The sequence below is a fragment of the Hyphomicrobium sp. LHD-15 genome (assembly GCF_031157355.1).
Lineage (GTDB): Bacteria > Pseudomonadota > Alphaproteobacteria > Rhizobiales > Hyphomicrobiaceae > Hyphomicrobium_C.
In genome coordinates, this window is record NZ_JAVIFT010000001.1 from 1,398,831 (window position 1) to 1,424,082 (window position 25,252).

General features: G+C 63.5%; 21 protein-coding genes and 1 tRNA gene. 12 read left to right on the forward strand and 10 right to left on the reverse strand.

All coding sequences use genetic code 11. The features are described 5' to 3' along the window. Positions 1 to 142 precede the first annotated feature (142 nt). Positions 143 to 1,216: a hypothetical protein gene (locus RCO24_RS06310; RefSeq protein WP_308960727.1), complete on the forward strand. Its 1,074-nt coding sequence runs from the start codon at positions 143 to 145 to the stop codon at positions 1,214 to 1,216. Positions 1,217 to 1,435: 219 nt separating this feature from the next. Then, positions 1,436 to 2,368, forward strand: coding sequence for a ribose-phosphate pyrophosphokinase (locus RCO24_RS06315; RefSeq protein ID WP_308960912.1), 933 nt, complete (start codon positions 1,436 to 1,438; stop codon positions 2,366 to 2,368). 19 nt (positions 2,369 to 2,387) lie between these two features. Here RCO24_RS06315 and RCO24_RS06320 read toward each other — a convergent pair whose 3' ends face one another. Then, positions 2,388 to 3,329, reverse strand: a complete 942-nt coding sequence (locus RCO24_RS06320; protein ID WP_308960729.1) for a hypothetical protein — start codon at positions 3,327 to 3,329, stop codon at positions 2,388 to 2,390. Positions 3,330 to 3,409: 80 nt separating this feature from the next. Continuing rightward, entirely contained in the window at positions 3,410 to 5,653 is a 2,244-nt protein-coding gene (locus RCO24_RS06325; protein WP_308960731.1) for a TonB-dependent receptor domain-containing protein, read from the reverse strand. Between the two features lie 407 nt (positions 5,654 to 6,060). On the opposite strand from RCO24_RS06325, the gene RCO24_RS06330 reads away from it, so the two are divergent. Next, a complete protein-coding gene (locus RCO24_RS06330; protein ID WP_308960732.1) occupies positions 6,061 to 7,011 on the forward strand; it encodes an AraC family transcriptional regulator in 951 nt (316 codons plus the stop codon). Positions 7,012 to 7,050: 39 nt separating this feature from the next. On the opposite strand, the gene RCO24_RS06335 is transcribed toward RCO24_RS06330, so the two are convergent. Together RCO24_RS06335 and RCO24_RS06340 are read right to left on the reverse strand one after the other, a co-directional pair. After that, entirely contained in the window at positions 7,051 to 7,902 is an 852-nt protein-coding gene (locus RCO24_RS06335) for an HlyD family efflux transporter periplasmic adaptor subunit (protein WP_308960733.1), read from the reverse strand. Positions 7,903 to 8,029: 127 nt separating this feature from the next. Continuing rightward, the gene (locus RCO24_RS06340) at positions 8,030 to 9,574 is read right to left on the reverse strand and encodes a P-loop NTPase (RefSeq protein ID WP_308960735.1); all 1,545 of its coding nucleotides are present in this window, start codon (positions 9,572 to 9,574) and stop codon (positions 8,030 to 8,032) included. A gap of 226 nt (positions 9,575 to 9,800) precedes the next feature. Here RCO24_RS06340 and RCO24_RS06345 point away from each other — a divergent pair, with 226 nt between their 5' ends. From RCO24_RS06345 to RCO24_RS06360, 4 genes are all read left to right on the forward strand, one after another. After that, positions 9,801 to 10,400: a TRAP transporter small permease subunit gene (locus RCO24_RS06345; protein WP_308960737.1), complete on the forward strand. Its 600-nt coding sequence runs from the start codon at positions 9,801 to 9,803 to the stop codon at positions 10,398 to 10,400. A 72-nt stretch (positions 10,401 to 10,472) separates the two neighbouring features. Continuing rightward, positions 10,473 to 12,392 carry a TRAP transporter large permease subunit gene (locus RCO24_RS06350; RefSeq protein ID WP_308960739.1) on the forward strand — a complete coding sequence of 640 codons (1,920 nt, stop codon included), beginning with the start codon at positions 10,473 to 10,475 and terminating at the stop codon, positions 12,390 to 12,392. A gap of 453 nt (positions 12,393 to 12,845) precedes the next feature. Next, positions 12,846 to 13,598: a SprT family zinc-dependent metalloprotease gene (locus RCO24_RS06355; protein ID WP_308960740.1), complete on the forward strand. Its 753-nt coding sequence runs from the start codon at positions 12,846 to 12,848 to the stop codon at positions 13,596 to 13,598. 193 nt (positions 13,599 to 13,791) lie between these two features. Beyond that, positions 13,792 to 15,687 (forward strand): hypothetical protein, encoded by a 1,896-nt coding sequence (locus RCO24_RS06360; RefSeq protein ID WP_308960741.1) that lies wholly within the window; start codon positions 13,792 to 13,794, stop codon positions 15,685 to 15,687. A 15-nt stretch (positions 15,688 to 15,702) separates the two neighbouring features. On the opposite strand, the gene RCO24_RS06365 is transcribed toward RCO24_RS06360, so the two are convergent. After that, the gene (locus RCO24_RS06365) at positions 15,703 to 17,820 is read right to left on the reverse strand and encodes a PBP1A family penicillin-binding protein (protein ID WP_308960742.1); all 2,118 of its coding nucleotides are present in this window, start codon (positions 17,818 to 17,820) and stop codon (positions 15,703 to 15,705) included. 136 nt (positions 17,821 to 17,956) lie between these two features. Continuing rightward, positions 17,957 to 18,235, reverse strand: a complete 279-nt coding sequence (locus tag RCO24_RS06370) for a hypothetical protein (RefSeq protein WP_308960743.1) — start codon at positions 18,233 to 18,235, stop codon at positions 17,957 to 17,959. A 231-nt stretch (positions 18,236 to 18,466) separates the two neighbouring features. On the opposite strand from RCO24_RS06370, the gene RCO24_RS06375 reads away from it, so the two are divergent. Both RCO24_RS06375 and RCO24_RS06380 read left to right on the forward strand, forming a co-directional pair. Beyond that, positions 18,467 to 18,901, forward strand: coding sequence for a DUF4112 domain-containing protein (locus tag RCO24_RS06375; RefSeq protein ID WP_308960744.1), 435 nt, complete (start codon positions 18,467 to 18,469; stop codon positions 18,899 to 18,901). A gap of 193 nt (positions 18,902 to 19,094) precedes the next feature. Beyond that, positions 19,095 to 19,439, forward strand: a complete 345-nt coding sequence (locus tag RCO24_RS06380; RefSeq protein ID WP_308960745.1) for a hypothetical protein — start codon at positions 19,095 to 19,097, stop codon at positions 19,437 to 19,439. Between the two features lie 85 nt (positions 19,440 to 19,524). Here the strand turns inward: RCO24_RS06380 and RCO24_RS06385 are convergent, their stop codons facing one another. Then, positions 19,525 to 21,045: a DUF2779 domain-containing protein gene (locus RCO24_RS06385; protein WP_308960747.1), complete on the reverse strand. Its 1,521-nt coding sequence runs from the start codon at positions 21,043 to 21,045 to the stop codon at positions 19,525 to 19,527. Positions 21,046 to 21,279: 234 nt separating this feature from the next. On the opposite strand from RCO24_RS06385, the gene msrP reads away from it, so the two are divergent. From msrP to msrB, 3 genes are read left to right on the forward strand one after another with little or no spacing between them, the layout of a single operon-like run. Then, complete coding sequence (gene msrP, locus RCO24_RS06390) at positions 21,280 to 22,230, forward strand: protein-methionine-sulfoxide reductase catalytic subunit MsrP (RefSeq protein WP_308960750.1); 951 nt, start codon at positions 21,280 to 21,282, stop codon at positions 22,228 to 22,230. 24 nt (positions 22,231 to 22,254) lie between these two features. Further along, the gene (gene msrQ, locus RCO24_RS06395) at positions 22,255 to 22,911 is read left to right on the forward strand and encodes a protein-methionine-sulfoxide reductase heme-binding subunit MsrQ (protein ID WP_308960914.1); all 657 of its coding nucleotides are present in this window, start codon (positions 22,255 to 22,257) and stop codon (positions 22,909 to 22,911) included. Further along, complete coding sequence (gene msrB / locus RCO24_RS06400) at positions 22,908 to 23,288, forward strand: peptide-methionine (R)-S-oxide reductase MsrB (protein ID WP_308960752.1); 381 nt, start codon at positions 22,908 to 22,910, stop codon at positions 23,286 to 23,288. The genes msrQ and msrB overlap by 4 nt, the downstream gene beginning before the upstream one ends. 176 nt (positions 23,289 to 23,464) lie before the next feature. Here the strand turns inward: msrB and RCO24_RS06405 are convergent, their stop codons facing one another. The 3 genes from RCO24_RS06405 to RCO24_RS06415 all read right to left on the reverse strand — a co-directional run bounded on the left by RCO24_RS06405 (position 23,465) and on the right by RCO24_RS06415 (position 25,216). Further along, positions 23,465 to 23,947: a YcgN family cysteine cluster protein gene (locus RCO24_RS06405; protein ID WP_308960916.1), complete on the reverse strand. Its 483-nt coding sequence runs from the start codon at positions 23,945 to 23,947 to the stop codon at positions 23,465 to 23,467. A 98-nt stretch (positions 23,948 to 24,045) separates the two neighbouring features. Beyond that, the gene (locus RCO24_RS06410) at positions 24,046 to 25,092 is read right to left on the reverse strand and encodes a P1 family peptidase (protein ID WP_308960754.1); all 1,047 of its coding nucleotides are present in this window, start codon (positions 25,090 to 25,092) and stop codon (positions 24,046 to 24,048) included. Between the two features lie 37 nt (positions 25,093 to 25,129). Continuing rightward, positions 25,130 to 25,216: transfer RNA gene (locus RCO24_RS06415), tRNA-Leu, on the reverse strand. Between the last annotated feature and the right edge of the window lie 36 nt (positions 25,217 to 25,252).

Genomic DNA, 25,252 nt, shown 5'->3' on the forward strand with positions numbered 1-25,252 from the left:
GCTCTCGATTACGTCTGGACGCGTGGCTGACGGGTAGCTACAGGACTCAGGGTGGGTACCGGCAGCGTTAGGGAGAAGATGGCCGCAAAGTCTGTACGTCGGCCGCCGGAGGACAGCGGATCATTCATAGGGGGACGTCATCGTGACGACCATTGATGCTGCTGCGGCACGGCGTGCGAACAGATCAGTTGTGCTCGCAGTTTTCGCAGCTTTTGTGGGCTTCGGCCTGGGCGGATGCGAGACGGGCGCAAGCCTGTTTGCCAACAACGGCTCCGACCCCAATACCTCGCTGATCGCAGGACAGCCGTCGGTGGCTCCTGCTTCACAAACGGCGAAGATCGCCATCGCGCCGGTGATCGGCGCGCCCGATGCCGTCGCCAAGCAGCTTCAGACGCAGCTCACCGGCGCCATCGAAGCGCAGAAAATCACCGTCGCAAAAGACGGAAGCGACAAAGCGGAGTTCACGCTTCGCGGTTATGTCGTTTCGGCCCGCGAAAAGGGCCGCACGAAAGTTTCCTACATCTGGGATGTTACCGATCCTTCGGGCAAGCGCGTGAACCGCATCACCGGCGAAGAGGTGCTGTCGGGCGCGCAGACCAAAGATCCCTGGGCTGCCGTGACGCCGCAGGTTGTTGATACGATTTCGAGCAAGACGGCGGGCTCGCTCGCAACCTGGTTGCCGACGCAGAGCGCGGTCGCCATGGGCGCGGGCGGAACGCATCCGGCGTCTACCGCGGTCGTCAACCCTGTGCAGACGGCTGCGACCCCAATGACGCCGCCGCCCGCACAGACGCCTGCAAGCTATCCTGCCGCCGCTGGTGGTCCGACCACCGGCAGCATCGGACGCGAAGGCGCCGTTACGGCCATGGTGCCGAGCGTAACGGGTGCTCCCGGCGACGGCAGCGTTGCGTTGACGAGCGCGATCCAGCGGGAACTGACCCGGAGCGGTCTGGCTCTCACGGAAACCGCCTCGGCGCAGACTTACCGGGTCGAAGGCAAGGTCATCGTCGGCGAAGGCCAGAACGGCAAGCAGCCGATCCAGATCGACTGGAACGTTAAGGATCCGCAGGGCAAGAAACTGGGCACGGTCTCGCAAAAGAACGAGATCCCTCAAGGGTCTCTCGACGGAGCCTGGGGCAAGACGGCCGATGCGGCCGCTTCGGCTGCCGCACAGGGCATCCTCAAGCTCTTGCCTCCTCAGTCGAAGGTCAATTGACCCCCTTGGCCGGGGAAACCTGAAAGATGGTCACCCGGCCGGCCTGAGTGTTCTCCTGGGTGTCTCTGGCCACACATCAACAGAGTCTGCTAAACATGCCGGGCCCGGGTGGTTTACACACCCGGGCCCGCGCGTTAGAAGGCGCGTCATCGAAGTGTCGCATCAGGAGCGTGCATGCCTTTCGATGCGCGTGCAGACAGTGGCAAGGGCGGCCAGACCATGAAGATCGTTGCCGGAAACAGTAACCGGCCGCTGGCTGAGGCCATTGCCCAGTATCTCAAGATCTCGCCTGCGAAGTCCCAGGTTAAGCGCTTCGCGGACATGGAAGTGTTCGTCGAGATCCAGGAGAACGTTCGCGGACAGGACGCGTTCGTCGTTCAGTCCACCTCGTTCCCCGCCAACGACAACCTGATGGAACTGCTGATCCTGATCGATGCGCTGAAGCGCTCGTCGGCGCGGCGCATCACGGCGGTGATCCCCTACTACGGCTATGCACGCCAGGATCGGAAACCCGGTCCGCGCACGCCGATCTCGGCGAAGCTCGTCGCCAACCTCATCGAGCGCGCCGGCGCCGATCGCGTTCTGACGCTTGATCTGCACGCCGGCCAGATCCAGGGCTTCTTCGACATCCCGACCGACAACCTGTTCGCGGCACCCGTGATGGTGCGCGACATCGAGGATCGCTACGGCAGCAAGAACGTCGTCGTGGTCTCGCCGGACGTCGGCGGCGTGGTGCGCGCGCGCGCGCTTGCCAAGCGCATCGATGTTCCGATCGCGATCTGCGACAAGCGCCGTGAGCGCCCGGGCGAATCCGAGGTCATGAACGTCATCGGCGACGTCAAAGGCAAGCAGTGCATCCTGATCGACGACATCGTCGACAGCGGCGGTACGCTCGTGAACGCGGCGGAAGCGCTGCTGTCCAAAGGCGCGACCGAGGTCAGCGCCTACATCACGCACGGCGTGCTCTCGGGCGGCGCTGTGTCCCGCATCCAGAATTCACGGCTCAAGTCGCTGGTCATCACGGATTCGATCCTGCCGACCGCTGCCGTGCTGGCCGCCCGCAACATCCACGTGCTTTCGATCGCCCCGCTGCTCGGCGAAGCCATCCAGCGTACGTCGCGCGAGGAAAGCGTCTCCAGCCTGTTCTACTGATTTTGCCGCATCGCTAAGATTATTGGAGCCGGCTCCAATCGGGGCGGAGCCGTGGATTCGCGTCGCGATCGGTTTCGAGCCAAACGGGAAACGCGTTCGGCATGGTCGGATCGACCAGGAGCTGATTATCCTTGCCGTCGTCCTCGACCTGCTCGAGCAGGTCCGCGCCGATCACCCACATCAGAACGTCGGAAAGCGTGCCGCAGCGCCCTTGCGAATTCGAGACCGGGTGCGGGTCTCCGATGGTGTCCTGGTGGATCTTCCAATATGCCGCGGCGCCGTTGCAATGGTCAGGGGGTTTCGGAGCGTGGATCATGGCGCCGTAGCCATCTCCAACCTCGACCCAGATCATGGTCGAGGCTCGATAGAGAGCGAGAGCGTCGCCGGATACGTTCTCCTCGTTGCCCCAGAGGCGCATGAACTGCCGCTCCGTCGTGACCAGATCCTTGGCTTCCACCATTCCGGAATCGCCGTATTTGACAGGCCCCAATGTTGTCAGCACCCCTGCGAGTTCGGGATCCAGCTTGTAGCCCAAACGCGCCTCGGCCTCGGCGATTGCGGTTTGGCTCTGCTTCGGTCCGAAGGAGAGCCCGATATCGTTTGAAGAATATTCGGACCCGATCTCTCGCAGCAACGCGTCGGTCTCCGCGACGAGGCCACCGAGCGCCACCACCGGGCGCTCTTCGCGCAGGGGCTTTGTGATCCCGGCAACCGATATCAGGTCGAAGGTCTTGGACCGGCGTCCCACTTTGGTGCCGACGACGGGCAGCGACGTGCTGCGCTCCACCGTCAGGCGTTTGCTGCCGGCCGGTACGGACAGGCGGTGCTCAGCAACGCCTGTCTCTTTACCTTCTATCCTGAACCGGCCGATCTCGCGGCCATCGGCCGAGACCGTGTAGTCGCCCTTGTCCGCCACGTTCACATTGATCAGAACCACGAGCGCAAATGCTGCTATCGACATCGCGAACAGACACTCTTTGCTGAAAAGACGGCCTGTTCTATGCGGCTCGCGGTGCTCGCACTGTTACCTGGGTGACGCCCTCAATTGAGTTTGACCGAACCGAACAAGCGAACGGATGCGCCGGGTTCAAGAACGCCTTCGCGGCGCTTGAATGAGGCGTGGTTCAGCACCTCTTCATCGGCGAGGTTTTCGCCCTTCAGGCCCACGGTAAAGACCGGAGCGATCCCGTTCTCTGTGCGTCCTTCAACGGTATAGCTGATCTCGGCCGAGACGAGCGTGTAGCCCGGCGTCGCGATCTCCTCCTCGCCGAAGCGGTTCTGGTCGAAGGCGTGGAGCACGCCCGCGCGGGCAAACCAGTTGGCATCCCGATAGTAAAGACCGCCACCAAGGCGATGCGGGGGAATGCGCGGCACGTAGCTGCCGTCGTCGAACTTCGCGTTGACGAAGTCGTACTGCCCGTCGATGCCCCAGACGCCGCGCCAGATGGGGGCGACGTCATACTGGGCCGCCGCCTCGAAGCCGTAGAAATTGGCATCGCGCTGCTGGAAATAGACGAGATCGAAAGCTTCATGAGAGTGGCCACCGCCACCTCCGCCGCCGTGCCCTTCTTCCTCGCAATGGAATTCACCGACCGACGATGCGCCGTCGCATTCGAAGCCCTGGAGCTGGCGATAGATGAAGCCGTTGTAGCGCGTGTAGTACGCCGAGGCGTCGAAGCGCAGAGCGCCCGTCGATTTCTTCAAGCCGGCTTCAATCGTCGTTGCCTTCTCGACATCGAGGAACGGATTGCCGACCTCGAAGGTGCCGGTTGCCTCGTGCATGCCTTTCGAGAACAGCTCAGCCGCATCGGGCGCGCGCTCGACATACTGGCCGGTCAGGCGGGCAACGGTCGCGAACGGAAGCTGGTAGAGGGCGCCGAGGCTGGCGCTAACGGGCGTGAAGCTCTTTTCGCCGCTGATTTCGTGAGCATGGAAGTGCCATTCGCCGGGGCTCCCAACTTCTTCCTCGCCGTGGAAGTCCTCCCAACCGGTACCGTCGACAGCGGTATGCTCGATACGCGCAGCGGCCTGCAGCCTCGTTTTCCGGGTCAGCGCCAATTCTTCGAACCAGAACGCGGCGATGCTGTCCGTCTCGACGGGTTCGAGCAACGACTCGCCCTCGAACGACTGGCCGCGTGTCTTGCGATGCCCCCAGTGCGCGCCGATCGCGCCGGTGAACTCGCCAAGAACGGTGCCTACGGGAAGATGCTGTATCTCTACGCGGGCTTCCTGCTCCTTGTTGGTGAAGGTGGAGCCGACCTCGAACTCGTTGTCGACACCGGGATCGTGGATCGCAAGCTCGTCGTGCTTGTAGTCGGAGGCGCCAAACCAGAAGCGCACCGCTTCCAGACCGAAGTCGCGCACGCGCCACTCACCCTTGGCCAGAACCTTGTCCTGGACCATATCGATGCGCGGGTTGACGCCCTCCTCGGCTTCCTCGCCGGGAATGCCGTAGACGCTTTCGATGCGCGCGAACGAAACGCCGAAGAAGCCATCGGTGCCGACGAGAGACGCGCCAAGCGCGCCACCCTTGCTGTCGACGAACGTGTTCGCGACCTTTCCGTTGGGGGAGTCATAGTCCTCGGTTTCGCGCCGGAAGCCATCGGCGTGCACCACGATGCCGTTGGCGCCGGCGGTGACCTTGAACGCGCCATCGACGCCTTCGTCGACGGACGTGCCACCGCCGCTCACCGCACCGCTGAAACCGCCTTTTGGCATGTAAGTCGGAATTCTCTGGTTCTCGACCGAGACGACCCCACCGATGGCCTGCGAACCATAGCGAAGCGTGGCCGGGCCGCGCACGACCTCGACACGATCGGCCGCGTTGGGATCGACGGGGATGGCGTGATCCTCGGAAATGGCGGCGACGTCATGCGTGCCGATCCCGTTCTCCTGGGTGCGGACGCGGTAGCTGTCGAGGCCGCGAATGATCGGCCGGTTGGCGCCGGGCGCGAATGTGCTGCCGACGATGCCGGGCTTGTTTTCAAGCGTGTCGGTGAGGGTTGGGCCGTTGGTGGCCGCGATCTCGCGATCGGAGGCGGTCGTGACGGCCACGAAGGCATGATCGTCGAAGTCGAGGGCAGTGCCGGGGGGGATGGCGGCCCCTTCCGCCGTCGCAGGCGGGGCGGTTTGTGGGACGCCTTGGCCGGAAGACGCGGCTTTGGCGCGCTTCGGCTTCACGATCGGACTCGGGGTCGTCACCTCGATGGCAGGAAGCTCGGTGGGGGTGGCTTCCTGTGCGTGCGCCGGGCCGGAGGGAGACAGCACGGCTGCGACGGCCGTCATGGGCATTGCCAGCGCCATCGAGCGTCGAACCGTCAAACGTCGAACAGGGGCGGACACACGCATAAATCCCTCACATCGGATGTTATAAGATAATATCCGATGTTTAGAGCGTGGCCGCCGCCGAGGCAAAGAGAATTTGTGATATTATCCGTTTTGAGGGCGCGAGGCGGCGCAGGCGTGGCGCGGAGGTCACAGGCGGGGAGGCGCGCAGGGGGGGTGATCGCTGGACACGATACGCGCTACATTCAGCGCGCATGTCGCGTCGGCTTTAAATAGCGCTCGACGCTCGCCAACAGTATCACGAGGCGAGAGCTCGTGGGTCCGAAACGCGCGCTCCCCTCGGGAGCCGTTTCGCCTTGCGGCACCCTTGCTTCGCGGGCAAAGCTAGGCTCGCGACAAGGGGCCCTATGCTGACATTCTCAACCGACGATCTGCCGGCGAAGGACCGCTTCGACCATTGGGTCGAGGTGCGGGGCAAGCAGCTTTTCGGCGTCACGATCGAGCTCGAACGAGCCAAGCGACACGACTTTCGCGGCCACTTTTCCGCCACCGCCTTGGGCGGCGCGACACTCGCCGAGATGTACGCATCGACCTATCACGTCAGCCGCACGCGTGCCGATATCGCGCGAATGCCGGGCGACAGCCTTTGTATCTCTCAACAGGTGCGCGGCCCGGGATGGATGGATATCGGCCGAGGCCGCGTTCATTCCGTCACCAACTCGACGCTGGTGGTCAGCCATTCGGATATGCCGTATGCGGGGATCCCGAAACGAACCGATGGGTTTCATTTCCGCGCCCTCAAGATTCCACTCGCCGGACGGGAGCAGCTTGCCGGCGCCGCGCGCAATCTCGAGCACGAACCGCTCGTCCAGGGTTTACGACTGACGAAGTTGATCGCCGCCGGTTTTGCGGCGCTCTTCGAGCAGGGAGCGCGCTTCGCCGATCCCGCGGCGGCGGTGACCAACCTGGGCCAGCTTGCGCTGCTGGCGCGCGGGCAAGTGACGCCGGGCTCTCCGGAAAGCCGAGCTGCGCTCCACTTCGGTCAATTTCACGCCGCGCAACAAGCGCTCGTCCAAAACCTTCACCGCTCCGATCTCTCGCCTGCGCTGGTGGCGAACGTGCTCGGCCTCTCGGTGCGGCAGATCCATATTCTGTTCGAGCCTTCCGGCGAAAGCTTCTCCCGCACGGTGACGCGCCTCAGGCTTGCGGAAGCGCACAAGCAATTGCGGATGGACCCCAACCGGCCGGTTGCCGATATCGCGTTTTCGTGCGGCTTCGACAGCCTCGCGACGTTCTATCGCGTGTTCCGGCGCGCCTATGGGCTCACGCCCCGCGACGTGCGAGAGGGCGATAGCTGACACTCTCTGGGCAAGGGGCGGACTGTGAGCTGGCCGGCGTCAGCTGGTCGGCAGATAAACCGTAACCGGGTCGCTATCGGAATAGCGCGTGCCCGTAGTCTTCAGTTCGAGACGAACGCGACGCGTTGTGGAGCCGGGTTCCTCGCTCGGCAGCACGGCGCGGATACGTGCCGGCTCGCGCTTGCCTCCGCCGATCGAGACGTCGAGTTCGCGTCCGACCGCCAAGCCCGACAGCTGCGCGATGGGCACTTCCGTCTCGATCTCCGGTGATGTGTTGTCGACCATCAAGAGAATATGCGGCGTCTCGATCGAGACGAGGCCACCGACTGTCAGGAGGTGGCGAACGATGATGCCATCGAACGGAGCCGGGATGGTGGCCAGACGCACGTCCAGCTCGCGCTTGGCAACTTCCGCCTGCCGGGTTCCGATCGTGGAGCGCGCTCTTTCGAGATCGGCGCGCGCGATCGACGTCCGATTGCTCGAATCCTGGAACCTTGCGCCGGAGAAGGCCGGAGACTCCTTCAGGTTGGCTTGCCGCTCATACTCGGTCTGCTCGAGAACGAGCCGTGCTTCCGCACTTGCCAGATCACGTTTCGCAAACTCAAGGGCGCCTTCCGCGATCGCGAGATCAGCCTTGAGCTGGCGGGTATCGATCTCTGCCAGAACATCGCCCTGCTTGACCTGATCGCCAACTCTGGCCGGAATCGATGCGATGACGCCCATCACCGGCGTCGAGATCTTGCTGGTGCGCCAGAAAATCAGCCGTCCGCCGACACTGCTATCGGCGGCATGAGCGGAGATTGAGGGAGGCAGGACAGCGACGAACAGCGCCGCGACAAGCGCCAAGCCGTGGAGCCTGCGACTTCCAGACCTGAGTTTTGCCTGGGTCATGATACGCGCTCACCTGTCCGATGCCATTTTGTACCGGACCGGCGCGCGAGGGGCAATGCAATCCTTGCCAAGAGCCTTAAGAACAGGGCTCATCGGGCCTCGTGATTACGACCGCCCGCCCCCCAGCTCAGCGCGACAGGCCCTTGGTTTTCAGCTCGGCCAGATACTCGCCCCAGCGCTTGTCCTTCTGCAGCGACAGCATGTGCAGATAGGACCAGGTGAAGAGCCCGGTATCGTGTCCATCGTCGAAGACGATGCGAACGGCATAGTTGCCGACGCCGCGTAGCTCGCGGATCTTGACGTTCTTCTTGCCGCCGACCGTGACGCGCTGCTCCTTCGAGTGGCCCTGGACCTCGGCCGACGGGCTCAACACGCGCAGGAACTCAGCCGGCAGCTCGTGCTCGTCCTTGGTGGCGAACGAGACGCGCAGCGCCTCGCCGCCATGCACCACCTCGAGCTTCGGCGGCTTCATGCCCCGGCCCGAAGCCTTTTCGAGTTCGGCCCAGGCCTTGGCGGCGATCTCGCGGAATACCTGTGCGCTCGGGCTATCGGGCGCGGTCGCCGTGATCGGCCGTCCCGCGTCCGAGGTTTCGCGCACCTCGATCGTCAGCGGAACCTCGCCCAGGAACGGCACGCCGATCTTCTCGGCCTCGGCCTTGGCGCCGCCGTGGCCAAAGATGTCGTAACGCGCGCCGGTGTCGGGGGCGATGAAGTAACTCATGTTCTCGACGATGCCGAGCAGCGGCACGTTGACCTTCTTGAACATCGCGAGGCCCTTGCGGGCATCGATCAACGCGAGATCCTGCGGGGTCGAGACGATCACGGCGCCGGCGAGCGGCACCTGCTGGGCAATGGTGAGCTGCACGTCGCCCGTGCCGGGCGGCATGTCGATCACCAGGACATCGAGATCGCCCCAGAGCACCTCACGCAGCATCTGGTTCAACGCTCCGACCACCATCGGGCCACGCCAGACGATGGGCGTGCCCTCGTCGACCATAAAGCCCATCGACATCGCCTTGAGGCCGTAGCCCTCCATCGGCACGAGCTTCTTGCCGGACGACTGCTCGGGCTTGCCGGTGATGCCGAGCAGGCGTGGCTGGGAGGGCCCATAGATATCGGCGTCCATAATGCCGGCCTTGAGACCGATGGCCTGGAAACCGAGGGCAAGGTTCACCGCGACCGTCGACTTGCCGACGCCGCCTTTGCCGGAGGCAACGGCTACGATGTGCTTCACGCCGGGAACGCCCTGGGTCTGACGTACGGGGGCAGCAGCAGCCTGCGGCGGGGCCTGCCGCGGAGGACCATCACCGGCGGCGCCGCGTGCGCGGGCTTCCGTCACCCTCGCGTGCTCGCGCGGATGCTCACGGCCGTTTCCTGAGGGGGCGGCGGGCTTGGCAGATCCCGAGGGTGCGGCGCGTCCGGGGCCGGCCTCTGCGGTCAGCACCGCGACCACACCGGCGACGCCCTCGATCTCGCGCACGACCTTCTCTGCTGCACCGCGCAACGGCTCGAGCTCATCGGCGCGCGCGGCGGGAACCGTGATCGAGAAATAAACGCGGCCATCCTTGACGAGGATATCCGAGACAAGGCCAAGATCTACGATATTGCCGTCGAGATCCGGTCCCTTGACGCGACGCAGCCGGTCGAGAACCTGCGCCTTCAAATCGGACATGGGATGCTCCTGGTTTCTTCGTTGGTGGCGGCACGCAGCGGGGCCAGCTTTTCAGGGCTTGCCCTACGTCATGCGCGAGAAACTCGCAATGGTGGAGTTCTCCCCTGCCGGCCTTTCGGATATAGGAACTCAATCGTTGCTCCGCCAGCGGATGCCAAGGCGCCCTGGCCCGCCAGACCGGAGCCCGGGGATGAACAGTTAAGGCGCGAAATTTGGGGAGCCCCGCATGGAGGGACTGCTGGCCTTGAGCCGCCTGATCGACCGAGCGAATGCCGCGATCGGGCGATCGGCCGCGTGGCTGATCGTGGCCGCTGCGGTGATCAGCGCAGGCAACGCCGTGATGCGGAAAATCTTCGACTGGAGCGCGAACTCGCTGCTTGAAGTTCAATGGTGGTTGTTCGCCTTGGTGTTTCTGCTGGCTGCACCATGGACACTGGCCGACAACGAGCACATTCGTATCGATATCGTGAACAATCGGCTCTCGAAGCGCACGCGAAATATCATCGAGCTTGTCGGGCACATCTTTTTCCTGCTGCCGACCGCGGCGCTGGTCGTCTACACATCATGGATCTTCTTCGGCACATCCTTCGCCCAGAATGAGCAGTCTCCGAACGCCGGGGGCCTCGCGCTGTGGCCGATCAAGGGGCTGATCCCGATCGCGTTCATGTTTCTGTTCGCGCAGGGTATCTCCGAGCTCATCAAACGCATCGCGATCATGCGCGGCGAACTGCCCGAACGCGCCCATCATGACGGCTACCACGAAGCCGCACTCGCGGCCGGCGCCGACCATTCACACCCACACGGCGACGGGCCATCGAGGCCCTGATCCCAACGAGACAACACAACACTTCGCACGTGGGGCCTCAACGAAGGTCCGAAACCGGGGGAACGACGCCGCATGACAGCTTTCCTGGCCCAGAACCTGGCGCCGATCATGTTCGCGTCGCTGGTGGTCTTTTTGCTGCTCGGCTATCCCGTCGCGTTCTCGCTAGGGGCCGTCGGGCTCATGTTCTTCGTGGTCGGAGTCGAGCTTGCGCCTTACTCGGACGGCGCGATCACCCTTTCGTGGCATCTTCTGCAATCGATGCCCGGCCGCATCTTCGACGTGATGCGTAACGACACGCTGCTCGCCATCCCGTTCTTCACGTTCATGGGGCTGATCCTCGAACGAAGCGGCATGGCGGAGGATCTGCTCGAAACGGTTGGGCAGTTGTTCGGCACGCTGCGTGGCGGACTTGCTTACGCGGTGATCTTCGTTGGTGCACTGCTGGCCGCGACAACCGGCGTGGTGGCCGCGAGCGTCATTTCGATGGGGTTGATCTCACTGCCGATCATGCTGCGCTACGGCTACGACCGGCGACTTACCTCAGGCGTGATCGCGGCGTCCGGAACGCTCGCGCAGATCATCCCACCGTCGCTGGTTCTCATCGTGCTCGCCGACCAGCTCGGTCGCTCCGTCGACGACATGTACAAGGCCGCGATCCTGCCGGGACTGATGCTGGCCGGCCTCTATGCCGTCTACGTGTTCGTCGTCTCGCTGATTTTCCCGGGGTCGGCGCCCGGGCTTCCTTCCGACGAGATCGGGCATCGCGAAGCCGACGGCTCGCGCGGGCTCGCCTCGCTCGGCATCCTGGCGGCGCTTTCCAGCCTGTTCGCGAGCTGGATGATGCACGGGTCGTCCTATTCGGGCATCGATGCCTCCATCCTCGGCATGGCATGGGGCATCAGCTTCGCACTCGTTGCAGCGCTCCTCAACCGGGGCCTGATGATGGCTACGGGCCGCAGTCTGCTCTCGGCCATTGCCGAGCGGGTGACGTTCGTCATGGTGCCGCCGCTGCTTTTGATCTTCCTGGTGCTCGGCACCATCCTGGTCGGCATTGCAACTCCCACCGAAGGCGGTGCGATGGGCGCCGTCGGCGCGCTGCTGCTGGCTGCCGCCAAGCGCTACAGCGACAAGGATGAACGTCGTTTCAATGTTCAGATCGTGCGGCAGGCCGCAGAGGCGACGGCCAAGCTCGCGGCGTTCGTGATGTTCATCCTGATCGGGGCCAGGATTTTCTCGCTCACCTTCTACGGCGTCAACGGGCACCTCTGGGTCGAGCACCTGATGACCTCGCTGCCCGGCGGAATGTACGGCTTCCTGATCGCGGTGATGGTGCTGATCTTCCTGCTCGCGTTCTTTCTCGACTTCTTCGAGTTGTGCTTCATCCTCGTGCCGCTGCTGAAGCCCGCCGCCGAAGCCATCTTCCGTACTTCCCCCGAGGCAGTCGCCATCGCAAAGAGCTTCGGCTTCGCCGTGCTCAGTACGACGAACAGCGCAGGCGTGGTGACGGAGATGGTTGCAGACGTTACACCGTTCGTGATCTGGTTTGGCGTGCTGCTGGCGGTCAACATGCAAACCAGCTTCATGCATCCACCGTTCGGATTTGCGCTGTTCTACCTCCGGAGCGTCGCGCCGCGGGAGCCGTACCAGGACAAGGTGACGGGGCGGATCATGGCGCCGGTCACGACGAGCGATATCTATTGGGGCGCCGTCCCGTTCGTTTGCATCCAACTCGTGATGGTGGGCCTGTTGATGGCGATGCCGACGCTCGTGATGAGCAAGCCAGAAACTGCCGCAAAGCGCCACACACCCGCAGCGATTTCCGTGCCTCTTGCGCCGAGCGGCGATCATGGTTTTGCACTGCCGCCCGAACCGCCAACGATCGAAGGCGCACCCGAAGTGCAATCGAGCGGCCCCGGTGCACCAACGCTTGACATGCGCGAGCTTCCAAGCTTCACGGCGCCGGAACGCACGTTGCCACATAACACACCCTGACAGGCTTGCGACCAGAGCCCGCGCGAAGCGGCGCAAAGCTACAACGTTCCTCATTGGCGCTTTGCAAATTTCAAGCTATGGATTTCGTGTGCGCAGAATGAACGCGCCGAGATGCGCGTCGAATCTCGCGCACATGCTCTCGCGCGGCATACGTCCCTCGCAACTCACGCTCAGATCTTTTTTGTGTGAACGACGCGCGGTTGGCTTTGTGTGTTTTAAGCGTTGCGCAGGATGGGGCGATTGCGCAACAGTTCTGCAATCGGTTGCTCGACGTCACAATTTCACACTGGAGATGCGGTTCACTCTGTTGCTAAGTGGAGAACAGGGTCGGGCGTGGCGCGATGCGCGCCACTGGGATTTCCGCAGAAGGGGATCTCCAAAGCGGACACTCGATCGCTGCATCCATCACAACGTCTTGCGTCCCCGAAATCATCGCGCGTTCGAAAGTCATTCATGCGGAAGAGAAGAAGCTTCGCGTCTCCGACGCTCAAGAGCGAGAAGATCGGTGGCCTCGATGCACCCGTGGAAGTGCGCCGACATCCCGGCGCGCGCCGCCTGACGCTGCGCGTCAGCCGTACGCGCCGCACGGTGATCGTCACGCTTCCGGTTCAGTGCGACATCGGCGAGGCCGGCTCGTTCATCACGCGCAACATCGATTGGGTGCGCGAGCGGCTCGACAGCCTGCCGACCGCGGTTCCGTTCCGCAACGACGTGTTCATTCCGCTGCGCGGTGACGCCCATCGCGTGGTGTTCGTCGGATCCGGCCGCCGGGCGCCCGTTGAACGCGTCTCCACGTCGACCTATCCGGAGCTGCATGTCTCCGGCCACGAAGAACACGCACCGCGGCGGCTCAGGGACTGGCTCTCGAAGGAAGCCCACCGCGATCTCGAGCAGCGCGTCGCTTTTCATGCCGACCGCCTTCGCGTCGACCCGAAGAAAATCGCCGTCCGCGACCAGTCGAGCCGCTGGGGCTCGTGCTCCACGACCGGCGTTCTGTCGTTCTCGTGGCGCCTCATCATGGCGCCGCCCGCCATCCTCGATTACGTGGCCGCGCATGAAGTGGCCCACCTCAAGGAAATGAACCACGGGCCGCGTTTCTGGGCGCTGGTGCGCAAGACCATGCCGGACCTCGAGGAAGCCAAGCGCTGGCTCCAGATCTACGGCATGGACCTGCATCGCTACGGCACAGTCTACGACGAAGCGTAAAGCTTAGCCGGCCTTCGGGCCTCGGCCTCCCCGAACGGCTGTTACCAACGGAACATCGAAGCCCGCGCCGGTCCTCCATAAGGGGCCCGTCAGCGGGCTTTCGCGCAAGCGTTTGGCCGCCCCTCCAGACAATCCCCTCCCAACAATGGCCCGACAGGGCACCTGCATTCCCCCAATCCGAAGGCTGAATACGATGACGCCCGACACGAAGACGATGCGCGGTCTCACACTGGCACTCATGATGGCGGTAGCCGCTGGCGCGCTCACTGCCGTGAGCGGCAATTTCGCATCGGCGCCTGCCGCTGCCGACTACACACTCGACACCAGCAAGCTCGCGCGCGTCGAAGGCGCCAAGGAAACCTATGCGAGCCCTGCAACCACAATCTTCACGGCGCCGGATTCGGTCGCGGCGACAGCAGTTGCGGCCGCCAAGCTGCTCGCGGCCGATGGCTGGCAGCACTATGAGGATCCGTTCTCGGCCAGCGCCAAGACGCCCGACCTCTCGATCATGACCTTCAAGAAGGGCCGCCAGGGCCTTTCCGTATTCATCACCCTCGCGCCCGCGCAGGGCAACGCCACCAGCGTGTCCTACACCGCCAATGCGATCGTCGACGATCTGCCGTTCCCCAAGGACGCGACAGAGATCAAGTACGCACCAGACCGGCCGCATCTCTCGGTCATCACCGAAACACCGCTCGACACCTCGCTCGCCTTCTTCCGCGACGAACTCGCCGCGCGAGGCTGGGCGCCGTGGTCACGCAAAGATAATCGCAAGCTCGCAGCTGGCGAAGACGCTTCTGAAGTCAACGAACGGGGCAAGTTTGCGTTCTTCGTCCGCGACGACCATCGCCCCCTCATGCTGATGCTTCAGAACCGCGACGATGGCCGGCTCAATGCCAGCCTCGAACGCGTGCCCGAGAAGTTGCTGACGGCCCTCAACAAGAAAGAGGAGGAGCCCGCGCCGCAGCCTGCTGCTCCCGAGAGTGCACCGCGCGCGGAAGCCCCCGATGCGTTCGACGCGCTGGCCGGCAATATTCTGAAGGAGGTCGAAAAAGCGACCAACCAGGCGCTTTCCGACATCAACAAGCCCGCTGCCAAGGCCGCGACCGAAGCGCCGGCAGCGTCAGGTGAACCGCTCAAGGCGATGGCGGACAGCACTACGCCGATCCTGCTGCCCGAGACGGCCGAAGATATCGACTTCGATGGAGGGCGTGGCAGCCTCGAGTTCAAGAGCCGCTCGGACGTGAAGTCCGTCGCAGCCTTCTATCGCGAAGCGATGACGCGCGAAGGCTGGAAGCCGGAAACCTCCCCCATCAACAAGGCGAACATGGTCGTGCTGCGCTTCGCCAAGGGCGAGCAGGACCTCGCCTTCACGATCATGACGTTCGGCGACAAGACCAGCACCAGCGTTTCCGGCTCAGGGCTGGTGACGGAAGCAGCGGCGAGCGAGGCCGATGCGGCGGATGCGGCTCCCGTCTCCGCAGGATTGGCGCTCGCCGATCTCACCGTCGAGGAAAAATATGGGCTGCCGGTGCCGGGGCCGGCTTCTCTCAGCGGCAGCGAAAAGAGCCTCTACCGCTATTCCGCACATGCCAGCGTAAAGGCCTCCGTCGATACGATGCTCGCGTTCTACCGGCGCGAGATCGGCAAGCTCGATTGGAAGGAGCAGCCGGGCGCCAACGTCACGGCCAATCAAGCCGAGATCGCCTACACCACGCCGCAAGGTCCGGCCGTGCTCAAGATCGTCCGGAAGGACGGCGAAACCTTCAGCACGCTGCTCGTGCGCAAGCAGGAAGAGGCGCGCAAGGATGGCATGCTGCCGCGCGCCGGACAGACCAAGATCCTGTTCGGAAACATCCTGGAAAAGGAAGTCGTGCTCACGGTCGACAAGACAAAGGTCAAGATTGCAGCCGGTCTCGGCGGCAAGAAGCCGGATGGGCCGATGCTTGAGCTTTCACCCGGCAAGCACAAATACTCCGTCAAGCTCCCCGGCCAGCCCGCACTTACGGAGGAGTTCGAGGTGGCCGACGGCGACATCTGGGCGCTGATGGTCGGACCCGGCGGCGTGCTTCCGGTGCAGATGTACTGATGAGGTCCGAAGTGATCAACGAGTGGGAGGGCGCACGATGATGCGCCCTCCCGACGTTATGGTCGTTTCGCCTTGAAGCTGATCGCCGCGGACCTGCACGACATCGCGGCGTTCAAGCGTTCCGCGCGCAAGCTCTTTCGCGATCAAATCTTCTTCCTGGCGCGGCGCCTTGCGATCCGGAACGCCAGATATCGGCGGGGCGCGCCGTGTCGAGGCATCGGGCAACGCAAGCGGAACCTTGCCCTGGTGGGCTGCCAGCATGACGTCGTGCCAGATCTCGGCCGGCAGTGCGCCGCCAACGACCTTGTTCATCGTGCGGCCGTCGTCGTTGCCGACCCAAACGCCGCCGGTGAAGTAGGCCGTGTAGCCGATGAACCAGGCATCCCGGAAATCCTGCGACGTGCCGGTCTTGCCGGCTGCGGTGTGACCGGGGATCGCCGCGCGCCGCCCGGTGCCGGAGGCCACGGTCGTCGCAAGCATGTCGTTCATGGCGGCAACCGAGCGCTGCGGAATGGCGGGATCCGATTTCGCGTCGATCCGCTTGTAGAGGAGCTTGCCGGCCCCCGTCGTCACGCGGCGGACGGCATAGGGCTCGTTGACGTAACCGCCGTTGCCGAAGGCGCCGTAGGCTCCCGCGAGATCCAGCAGGGACACTTCAGAGGTGCCGAGGGCGAGAGATGCATCGCGCCGGAGTGGCGATTTCATGCCGAGGCGGCGCGCGGTGGCGGCGACCTTCTCCACACCCGCATCCAGCAGCAGTCGAACGGCGACGGAATTGATCGACTGGGCCAGCGCGTTGCGCAGCGTCGTCTCGCCGAGGTAGCGATTGTTCTCGTTCTTCGGCGACCAGCGACCAGCCTTGACCGGCGCGTCCTCGACGAGGCTGTCCGGTGACATGCCCTGCTCGACCGCTGTCAAATAGACGACCGGCTTGAAGGCCGAGCCCGGCTGGCGATGCGCCTTGACCGCGCGGTTGAACTGGCTGTCGGCATAGGAACGTCCGCCGACGAGCGCGCGAATGCCGCCATCCGGTGCAAGCACAACGACGGCGGCCTGGCTCGCTTCGAGCAGCTGTCCCTTGGCAGCAAGCGCGTTTTCGACCACCTCTCCGGCGCGGCGCTGCAAATCGGCATCCAAAGTCGTTTCGATGACGATCTCGTCGCGGTCGGCATCCTCGAAGCGGGCCGCAACGTCGAGCACGTAGTCGACCGCATAGGCCATGTCGGCCTGATCGGGGACGCGCATCATCGACGAGAAGCGGATCTCGACCGCGCGTGCTTCGTCGGCCTCCTCCTGACTGATGAGGCCAGCATCCAGCATCTTGCCTATGACGACCCGGCCACGCGCGATGGCCTGCACCGGGCTTGCGCTCGGCGCATATTTCGATGGCGCCTTGAGAAGGCCCGCGATCACGGCAGCTTCAGCGACATTCAAATCACGCGCGGATTTGCCGAAGTAGCGGCGAGAGGCGGCTTCGATGCCGTGGGCCCCGCCGCCGAAATAGACGCGGTTGAGATAGAGCTCCAGGATATCCTGTTTCGACAGCCGGAGCTCGAGCCACAGCGCCAGCACTAGCTCCTCGGCCTTGCGGGCGAAGGTGCGATCGGACGAGAGAAACAGGTTCTTGGCGAGCTGCTGGGTGATGGTGGAGCCGCCTTGCGTCAGGCGCCCGTTCTTCAGATTGACCAGCGCGGCACGCAGCATGCCCATCGGATCCAAGCCGCGATGCTCGAAGAAGCGGCGATCCTCGGTCGCCACGACGGCATCGGCGACGCGCGGCGGCAGCATATCGAGCGGGATGTAGGCGCGCGAGACACCGCGCTCCGCGATCGGGTTGCCGTCGATGCCCAAGATGCGGATCACGGGCCCGGTTGCCTTGGGGCGCATGGACAGCGGATCGGGGAAGACCAGCGTGTAGTAGATGAAGAGCGCGCCGACGGCGATTGCGCACGCGGAGAAAACCGCCACTGGCGCGAGCAGTAGAGCGCGGAAGCGGAACGGAAGCTCGGAATACCGCCCAGACCAACCGGCAGGCGCGCGTGCGCTTTCCGGCATCGGCGGCGATTGCCAGTGCGGATCGAGAGGCGCCGGATGATGTGGCCCTCTTTCGTGTTGGTGGTGGTCGTAGCCCATGAACGCTTGGGTCCCGCAGCCCGGCGAAACGCGGCCTCGAAACGGGAATTATGGGCGCATGTTGGCTAACGGCGCGTTAACCCACGGCCACACGCGCTACTACGCGCGGGGGCCGATGTCCGCTTTGCCAGGCCGCTTATCTCGTGAACGGGTAAGCGATGATGGCGAGGACAATGCGCGCGGCGATGGTGAAGAACATGAACAGAAGCTGGCGCTCCTCGAGCAGCAACTCGACCCAGATGTTGTATTTGGGATCGATGCCCGAGCTGGTAATGATGCTCTTCAAGTCGCGCGCCCAGCCGAGCATCATCGACAGCGTCTCGGGCGAATTGTAGCCGACGAGCGCAAGCGCAAACGCGCCAAGGATCAACGACAGAAAAATCGTGCTGGTGCCGACCAGAAGACGCAGGAACATGCTCGCTCTTCCCTTCCCGCTCAGTTTTGTTTCGTCGCACTCTCTGACGACGAGCCGCGATGGACTTCGTCTTAAAATGCTCCAGTCGCGGACTTGACCCCGGCGCCCACCATCACGACATGTGTTTCAACATGACGAGGGCCGTTAAACGTAATTGTTGAGGGGTTCCGGCACAAGCTCCTGTTTTGGTGGGCGCGCTACGCGTGCGGATCGGCATCCTGAAAGAGAGTGATGAAGCAAGACACAGTCGAGCGTTATTCCGACCCCGATATCGAGGCCTGCGTCGCCCGCATCGAGGCGATCTCGCGGCTGATGGATGACATGTTCGAGATCCCCGGAACCAACGTGCGAGTGGGGCTCGATGCGATCATCGGACTCGTGCCGGTGGTCGGCGACCTGCTCTCTCAGGTCATGTCGAGCTACATCATCTGGGAAGCGCGCCAGCTCGGCGTCTCGCGGTTCACGATGGGGCGGATGATCGCCAATTCGGCTGTCGATACCGTCGTCGGCCTGGTGCCGTTCGCGGGCGACGCTTTCGACGTCGCGTTCCGCGCCAACAGAAAAAACCTCGCGCTGCTCAAAGGGCATCTCGCAAAGCACGGGCATGTCCGTCGTACCGAAAGCGCGGGACCTATCATTGACGTCAGGGCTCGCCGCGTGGGCTAGAGGCGGGATGGTCACCAGCTTATCCAGGTGATGCCAACAGGCGACACTTGCAGTCGCAAGTTACGAAAACCCCTGTGTATTCATGCCCGTGCCCTGGTTCTCTGCCCCCGACTCAGAGAACAAGTTAATTTCTTATTAACAAGCATAACTGTCGCTGGTGTTGCGTAGGCAAATAGAGCCCAACAGGATCGCAATGCCTAGTCTTATCAAAGCTGTCGCTCTCGTCGTCACCCTCGTCTTTCTCGGCGGTTGCTGCCGCGACACGATCCGGGAGATGGCCTCGCTCAAGGACGTGACGCAGCGTCCTCAGAAGCAGCGGAGCGCCAAGATCGATCATGATCGGGACCGCGATACCAAGGCGGCGCGCGTCGAACGCGATGACGATGATGATCATCATCGGGCCAAGATCGAAACGGGCTCGGTCAACAAGCCGGATTGCCAGGGCCAGCACATGGCCTATCAGGCGACCAAGGAATACCTGAAGAACTTCGGTCCCAAGCCGCCGGATGAGCCGGGCGACAAGGGACCCTGCCGGTAAGGCGCCTAGTCTCAGCAAAGAATTCAAAACCGATAGCTGCCGCGTGCCGCTATCGGTTTTTTGTTTGGCAAGAAGGTCGACGGCCTCAGCCGGCTTCGCGAAGCTCGCGTGCGGCGACGGTGGCGAGCAACGCGCGCCAGATCTCGACCATGGCCAAGCTGTCGAGCCCGCAATAGGTGAGCAGGTTCTTGCGCGCTTCCGCCGCTTCGGCAGGCTCCAGTTCCCCTGTAACGATGGAGTTCCAGGTTTCACTCGCGGTCGCGCCTTCCTGGATCGCGAGCCCCTTGTAGGAAAGGCCTGGCACAAGCGCGGGTAGCACCCACTTGATCGACGTTTTTCCGCGGAAACCGGGATGCACGAGCATCTGCTCGGTGAAGACATCCATGAGGTCGATCACGCGGTCGTTGATGGCCGCGAGAGCCGATTGCTCGGCGGGCAGACGCTCGGCGAGCTTGGCGTTGATGCCTTTCTCGAACGGCTTGTTCCAGACGATGATTGAGCCCTCGGCCGGCAGCGCCGCCTTCAGCGCCGCGACGAACGGCGCGTCGGGGCACGTGGCTTCGGTGAACAGAAACTCGTGGTGGACCGCGTCTCCGCCGGGCGCCTTCACCACGTGGAGCGAGAACTGGAACGGCACGTGGTTGAACGGCCCATAGCCGGCAAAGCGCGGCAGCGCACACGGGTAGGTTTCATAATCCAGGAACGCGATCGGATAGTGGATCTCATCAAGGAAGGCCGCGAGCGGATCCAGTTCCACGGACGGGCGGCGGCGTTTCGCGGCCGCGACCTGATTGCGCTGAGGAACGGTCAACTCGAACTCGTCCGGTACGTCGGTAATGGCGAGAATGCCGTCGTCGACGAGCGCTTTCAGCTTCTTCGGCGAGGCGCCGATGCGGGTCAGGTCGTGGACGCTGTAATCGGGGACGTTGGTGTTGATGTAGCTGAAGGTCGTGCACTGGCTGCTGCGACCTTTGTAGATGCAGGTGCAGGGCGCCGCAGGTCGCGACGGAAGCTGCATAAGATCATGGGCGGCGTCCATCTCGGCACGCACTGCCGCCAGCAGCGGCGTCACGCGGTCGGTGAAGTCTTCGCGCGTGAACAGGAGATTGAGGTCGAGCTTTCCGTCCGACACATATTCGCCGTTGAGACGTACCAGATGCAGCCCACCGAGCGGAACGCCATTTTCCTGCAGCACCAGCGCCTGGAAAGCGATGTCGTGGGCGTAGAGGTCATCCTTGGCTTTTCGGTCTTCGCCGCTGGTCGACGCCTTGACCTCGTAGAGATCGTAAGCGCCGGTTGCGGCATTCCACGCCAGGATGTCACAGGCGGTGGTGTAGCGATCGGTTTCGAAGACGGGCTGATAGATGACCGGTGCGCGCGCCGCGACCAGCTCCGCCGTGCCGACCGCATCGCCACGCCGGACGAGAATGCCGTCGGGAAACAGCTCACGCGCGCGCACGTCGACATCGTTGCCGACCTCGATGATGGCCTGCTCGAACACAGAGAGCGACACGGCGTGATAGATTTCGGGCTTATGGACCTTCACCCAGGCGTTGTGAGCACAGTCCCGATAGACGAGGTAGTTCGTCTTGCTGAGCTTTTTCATGTCGCTACCGGCCGCAGTACCGCAGCCGCCCCCCATCTTGCTGCACTCTCGCGGCCCCTGGCTCGTCGCAACTCGCCCGCCCGCGCTTCGGCTGATAGGCTCGCATTAGGCCGTATGTCTGCCAGTTCAGAGACTGGTTTCATGCGCCAAAACGTAGGGTGGCTGAAACCGAACCACCGCGTGGAACGTACAAAATGCCGAAAGGTCCGCCAAACCCAGATTGAGGTTTCTCCCGTGCTTATCCGCAAACCGCCCGACATTCCGGCCTCAGAGATCACGCCGCTCAACACCTATCTGCGGCGCCGGGATCTGCTCGCGAGAGGGGCTGCGCTGGCAGCCCTCGCCGCCGTTTCTTCGCGATCAACCCGCGCCGCGCTGCTCGAAGCTAAGAAGAGCCCGTTCTCGACCAACGAGACGCAGACCCGGCAGGCCGACGCCACCAGCTACAACAACTTCTATGAGTTCGGCACCGACAAGGCGGATCCAGCGGCCAATGCCGGCTCGCTCAAGATCGCGCCGTGGTCGGTCAAGATCGACGGGCTCGTCGCGAAGCCTGCAACGTATACGCTCGAAGACATTCTAAAACCCGTCGCGCTCGAGGAACGCATATACCGGCTGCGTTGCGTCGAAGGCTGGTCGATGGTCATTCCGTGGATCGGCTTTCCGCTCGCGGAGCTTTTGGCCCGCGTGGAACCGCTCGGCAGCGCGAAGTACGTCGCGTTCGAAACACTCGTGCGCCCCGACGAGATGCCTGGACAGCGCGGCCTGTTCCAGCCGCTGCCGTGGCCGTATCGCGAAGGGCTTCGTCTCGACGAAGCCATGCATCCGCTGACGATCCTCGCCACAGGCATGTACGGCGCGACGCTTCCGAACCAGAACGGCGCGCCGCTGCGGCTCGTCGTGCCGTGGAAGTACGGCTTCAAGAGCATCAAATCGATCGTGCGGATCTCGCTTGTCGAAAAGCAGCCGCCGACGACGTGGCAGGCGCTGCAGGATGAAGAATACGGCTTCTACTCGAACGTGAACCCGGAGGTCGATCATCCGCGCTGGAGCCAAGCCACGGAGCGGCGTATTGGCGAGGGCAGCGGGCTATTCGCCAAGCGGCGGCCTACACTGATGTTCAACGGTTACGGAGACCAGGTCGCGCAGCTCTATGCCGGTCTCGATCTTCGTGCGAATTTTTGAGACGATGAGCTAACTCTCATGGACATGAGCGTTCAAAATCGCAGGCCGGTTCTGGCATGGCCAGCGTGGCTCGGGCCAGGAAGCTGGGGGCTTTATGCGCTCGGCTTCATCCCAGCCGTCTGGACGTTCTATCTGGCCGTCTCGGATCAGCTCGGCGCCGATCCGCTGAAAGTGCTGGAGCGGTCGCTCGGGCTTTGGGCGCTGCGGTTTCTTATCGTCGGCCTTGCCATCACGCCACTGCGACGCCTCGGCGGGCCTAACCTCATCCGTTACCGGCGGACAGTCGGATTGCTCGCGTTCTTCTATGCGATGCTGCACGTCGCCGTGTATGCAGGGCTCGATCAGGGGCTCGACCTCACGCTCATCTTGAAGGATATCCTCAAGCGTCCCTACATTACGGTCGGGCTCGTGAGCTTCCTGATCCTTGTTCCGCTGGCGGTAACGTCGAACGCGACCATGATCAAGCGGCTGGGAGGGGCGGCTTGGCAGAGGCTGCACCGATGGGTGTATCTGGCGGCTGCCGCAGCGGCGGTCCACTTCATCATGCTGGTCAAGGCGTGGCCGGCCGAACCCTTGATTTACGCAGCGATTGTCGCGGGGCTTTTACTCTTCCGGGTCGCGGATCGCTTCCGCAAGCCGGCATTCAACAGGACTTCCACTTCCAAACGAGGACAATCATGACCGAAACAGAGGAGTACTGGCGTAAGAAGCTCTCTCCGGAGCAATATCGCGTGCTGAGAGAAAAGGGCACCGAGCGGCCGTTTACCGGCGAGCATCTCGACAGTTATGGGAAGGGCAAGTTCGCGTGCGCGGCTTGCGGCAATCAGCTTTTCGCTTCGGACACGAAATTCGATTCCGGAACCGGCTGGCCCTCATTCGACCAGGCTTTGCCGGGCGCTGTCGCCTATCACGACGACTCTTCGCATGGGATGGTGCGGACGGAAGTGACGTGCGCCAAGTGCGGCTCGCATCTCGGACACGTGTTCGACGACGGCCCGACCGGCACCGGCAAGCGCTATTGCATCAATTCGGTGTGCCTCAACCTCGATAAAGATTGAGGCGAGCTAATTTTCTTCGAGGATCATACGAACGAGGCAGACCCCGCCGTGGTGCATGTTTCAGCGCCAGGGCGGGGCAGCACCTTTCGGCGCCTAACGTCCGCCAGGGTGGTGGCGGCCATCTGGTTGCTGAACGCATCAAAGCGGGACGGGTTCCGTCGAGAAATGCGAAAAAATTAACTAGCTTCGCCAATGATGTAGCGCGCGATTTCTTCTTCCGGAATGCCTTCCTCGCTCTCGACCCAGCCGCGCACCGAAACACCGGCTTGATGGATGGTGTCGGGATCACCCGATATCAACGGGTGCCACCAGGCGAGCCCACGCCCCTCGTCCAGACGCCGATAGGCGCAGCTTTCGGGAAGCCATTTGAGGCTTCGCACCTTCTTGAGGTCGATTTTCAGGCAGTCCGGCATCTTGGCGAAGCGGTTCTCATAGTCCTTGCAGCGGCACGACGTCGTGTCGAGCAGGCTGCAGGAGAGGCGCGTGAAGAAGATGCTGCCGGTGTCCTCGTCCTCGATTTTCACGAGGCAGCACTGGCCGCATCCATCGCAGATGGAATCCCATTCCTCGGGAGACATCTGATCGAGGCGCTTGGTTTCCCAGAACGGACGAACCTCATCCTCGGACCAAACGCCTGGATCGTTGCCGGCTCCGGGCATCTTCTTTTTCAGCTTGCGAGCGGCCGGCTTCGGGCGCGCCGTGCCGCGCTTGCGCGTGCTCGTGACGCCCGGCTCAGCCTTGCTTTTAGCGCCTCTGCTCACTGCGTGGCCTCTCGCCCGTATTTCGTTCTGTAGCTCACGGCTTCACCCAGATCTTCCGCCGCGTACACCGCGCGCCCCACCGAACGCGCGACGCAGTCTGCCGCGATGGAACCGATGCGCATGAGCGCCGTCAAGCGCTGGATCGCATCGGACGGCAGCTCAACCTTGCCGGTGGCGAGAGCGAAGATCGCGTCCCCATCGACATGAGAATGGATGGGGCGAACAGCGCGCGCGAGGCCATCCTGCGCCATGATTGCAATGCGCTTGGCCTCGGCCTTGGTCAGCGCGGCGTTGGTGGCTATCAGGCCGATGGTCGTATTGCCGCCAGGGGTCATCGGCGCGATGTCGAAGCGGCTTCCGGCGAACGGCTCGGTGGTCGAAACCGTCGCGGTGGCCGGCCATCCGCGTCCGCCGAACTCGCCGTCGATCTCATAGGGCGCCGCCCAAAGATGCGCGGTGCCGGGAATCAGCGCCGAGCCGAACGCGTTGAGTGCGAGCAGCGCACCGACCTGAAGCGCGCCGTCGATCGCGCTGGCCGATCCGAGCCCGCCTTTCAAATTGCCGACCATGGCGCCCATGCCGGCGCCGGCGTTGCCGAGCGCGAACTCCTTCGCGGCCCGTTCACAGGCTTGCATTCCCCATTCACGGTAGGGCGGCGTTTCGCCCCAGTCTTTGTCTCCGCCGTTGGGGAGGTCAAAGAGAATGGCGCCGGGAACGACCGGAGACACGCGCGGCGTGTCGGCCATGCGGAAACCGCGATCGCGCGCGCCGAGCCATGCGACGGCACCGGACATCGCCTCGAGCCCGTAGACCGAGCCGCCGGACAGCACGATGCCCTCCACGGCGTCGACGAGGCACGACGGATCGAGCGAATCGGTTTCGCGGGTACCGGGCGCGCCGCCACGCACGTCGCAGGCGGCCACGCAGCGCGTTTCGGGCAGCACGACGGTCGTGCCGCTGCGCACCGTCGTGCACTCGGCATTTCCTACGGTAATGCCGTCAACGTCGGTGATGAGGTTCAATCGCCCAGGTCGGAGCGTCATGCGCACAGATCCTTGTTTGGGCTCTGGCGGATTGAATTGGTGCCCCTGGCCCGACTCGAACGGGCACGTCATTGCTGACAACAGATTTTGAGTCTGCCGCGTCTACCGATTCCGCCACAGAGGCTTGGGGCATTTCAGCCGTTTCGCCCACAGCGTCTAC

What these genes read in the sequence shown, in the direction of transcription:
- RCO24_RS06375 (WP_308960744.1), top strand. Translation starts at nt 18,467, where the DNA reads ATGAAGCAAGACACAGTCGAGCGTTATTCCGACCCCGATATCGAGGCC.
- RCO24_RS06315 (WP_308960912.1), top strand. Translation starts at nt 1,436, where the DNA reads ATGAAGATCGTTGCCGGAAACAGTAACCGGCCGCTGGCTGAGGCCATT.
- RCO24_RS06330 (WP_308960732.1), top strand. Translation starts at nt 6,061, where the DNA reads ATGCTGACATTCTCAACCGACGATCTGCCGGCGAAGGACCGCTTCGAC.
- RCO24_RS06320 (WP_308960729.1), bottom strand. Translation starts at nt 3,329, where the DNA reads ATGTCGATAGCAGCATTTGCGCTCGTGGTTCTGATCAATGTGAACGTG.
- RCO24_RS06325 (WP_308960731.1), bottom strand. Translation starts at nt 5,653, where the DNA reads ATGACGGCCGTCGCAGCCGTGCTGTCTCCCTCCGGCCCGGCGCACGCA.
- RCO24_RS06385 (WP_308960747.1), bottom strand. Translation starts at nt 21,045, where the DNA reads ATGAAAAAGCTCAGCAAGACGAACTACCTCGTCTATCGGGACTGTGCT.
- RCO24_RS06405 (WP_308960916.1), bottom strand. Translation starts at nt 23,947, where the DNA reads ATGCCCGGAGCCGGCAACGATCCAGGCGTTTGGTCCGAGGATGAGGTT.
- RCO24_RS06350 (WP_308960739.1), top strand. Translation starts at nt 10,473, where the DNA reads ATGACAGCTTTCCTGGCCCAGAACCTGGCGCCGATCATGTTCGCGTCG.
- RCO24_RS06355 (WP_308960740.1), top strand. Translation starts at nt 12,846, where the DNA reads ATGCGGAAGAGAAGAAGCTTCGCGTCTCCGACGCTCAAGAGCGAGAAG.
- RCO24_RS06340 (WP_308960735.1), bottom strand. Translation starts at nt 9,574, where the DNA reads ATGTCCGATTTGAAGGCGCAGGTTCTCGACCGGCTGCGTCGCGTCAAG.
- RCO24_RS06410 (WP_308960754.1), bottom strand. Translation starts at nt 25,092, where the DNA reads ATGACGCTCCGACCTGGGCGATTGAACCTCATCACCGACGTTGACGGC.
- RCO24_RS06360 (WP_308960741.1), top strand. Translation starts at nt 13,792, where the DNA reads ATGACGCCCGACACGAAGACGATGCGCGGTCTCACACTGGCACTCATG.
- msrB (WP_308960752.1), top strand. Translation starts at nt 22,908, where the DNA reads ATGACCGAAACAGAGGAGTACTGGCGTAAGAAGCTCTCTCCGGAGCAA.
- RCO24_RS06370 (WP_308960743.1), bottom strand. Translation starts at nt 18,235, where the DNA reads ATGTTCCTGCGTCTTCTGGTCGGCACCAGCACGATTTTTCTGTCGTTG.
- RCO24_RS06380 (WP_308960745.1), top strand. Translation starts at nt 19,095, where the DNA reads ATGCCTAGTCTTATCAAAGCTGTCGCTCTCGTCGTCACCCTCGTCTTT.
- RCO24_RS06335 (WP_308960733.1), bottom strand. Translation starts at nt 7,902, where the DNA reads ATGACCCAGGCAAAACTCAGGTCTGGAAGTCGCAGGCTCCACGGCTTG.
- msrQ (WP_308960914.1), top strand. Translation starts at nt 22,255, where the DNA reads ATGAGCGTTCAAAATCGCAGGCCGGTTCTGGCATGGCCAGCGTGGCTC.
- RCO24_RS06365 (WP_308960742.1), bottom strand. Translation starts at nt 17,820, where the DNA reads ATGGGCTACGACCACCACCAACACGAAAGAGGGCCACATCATCCGGCG.
- RCO24_RS06345 (WP_308960737.1), top strand. Translation starts at nt 9,801, where the DNA reads ATGGAGGGACTGCTGGCCTTGAGCCGCCTGATCGACCGAGCGAATGCC.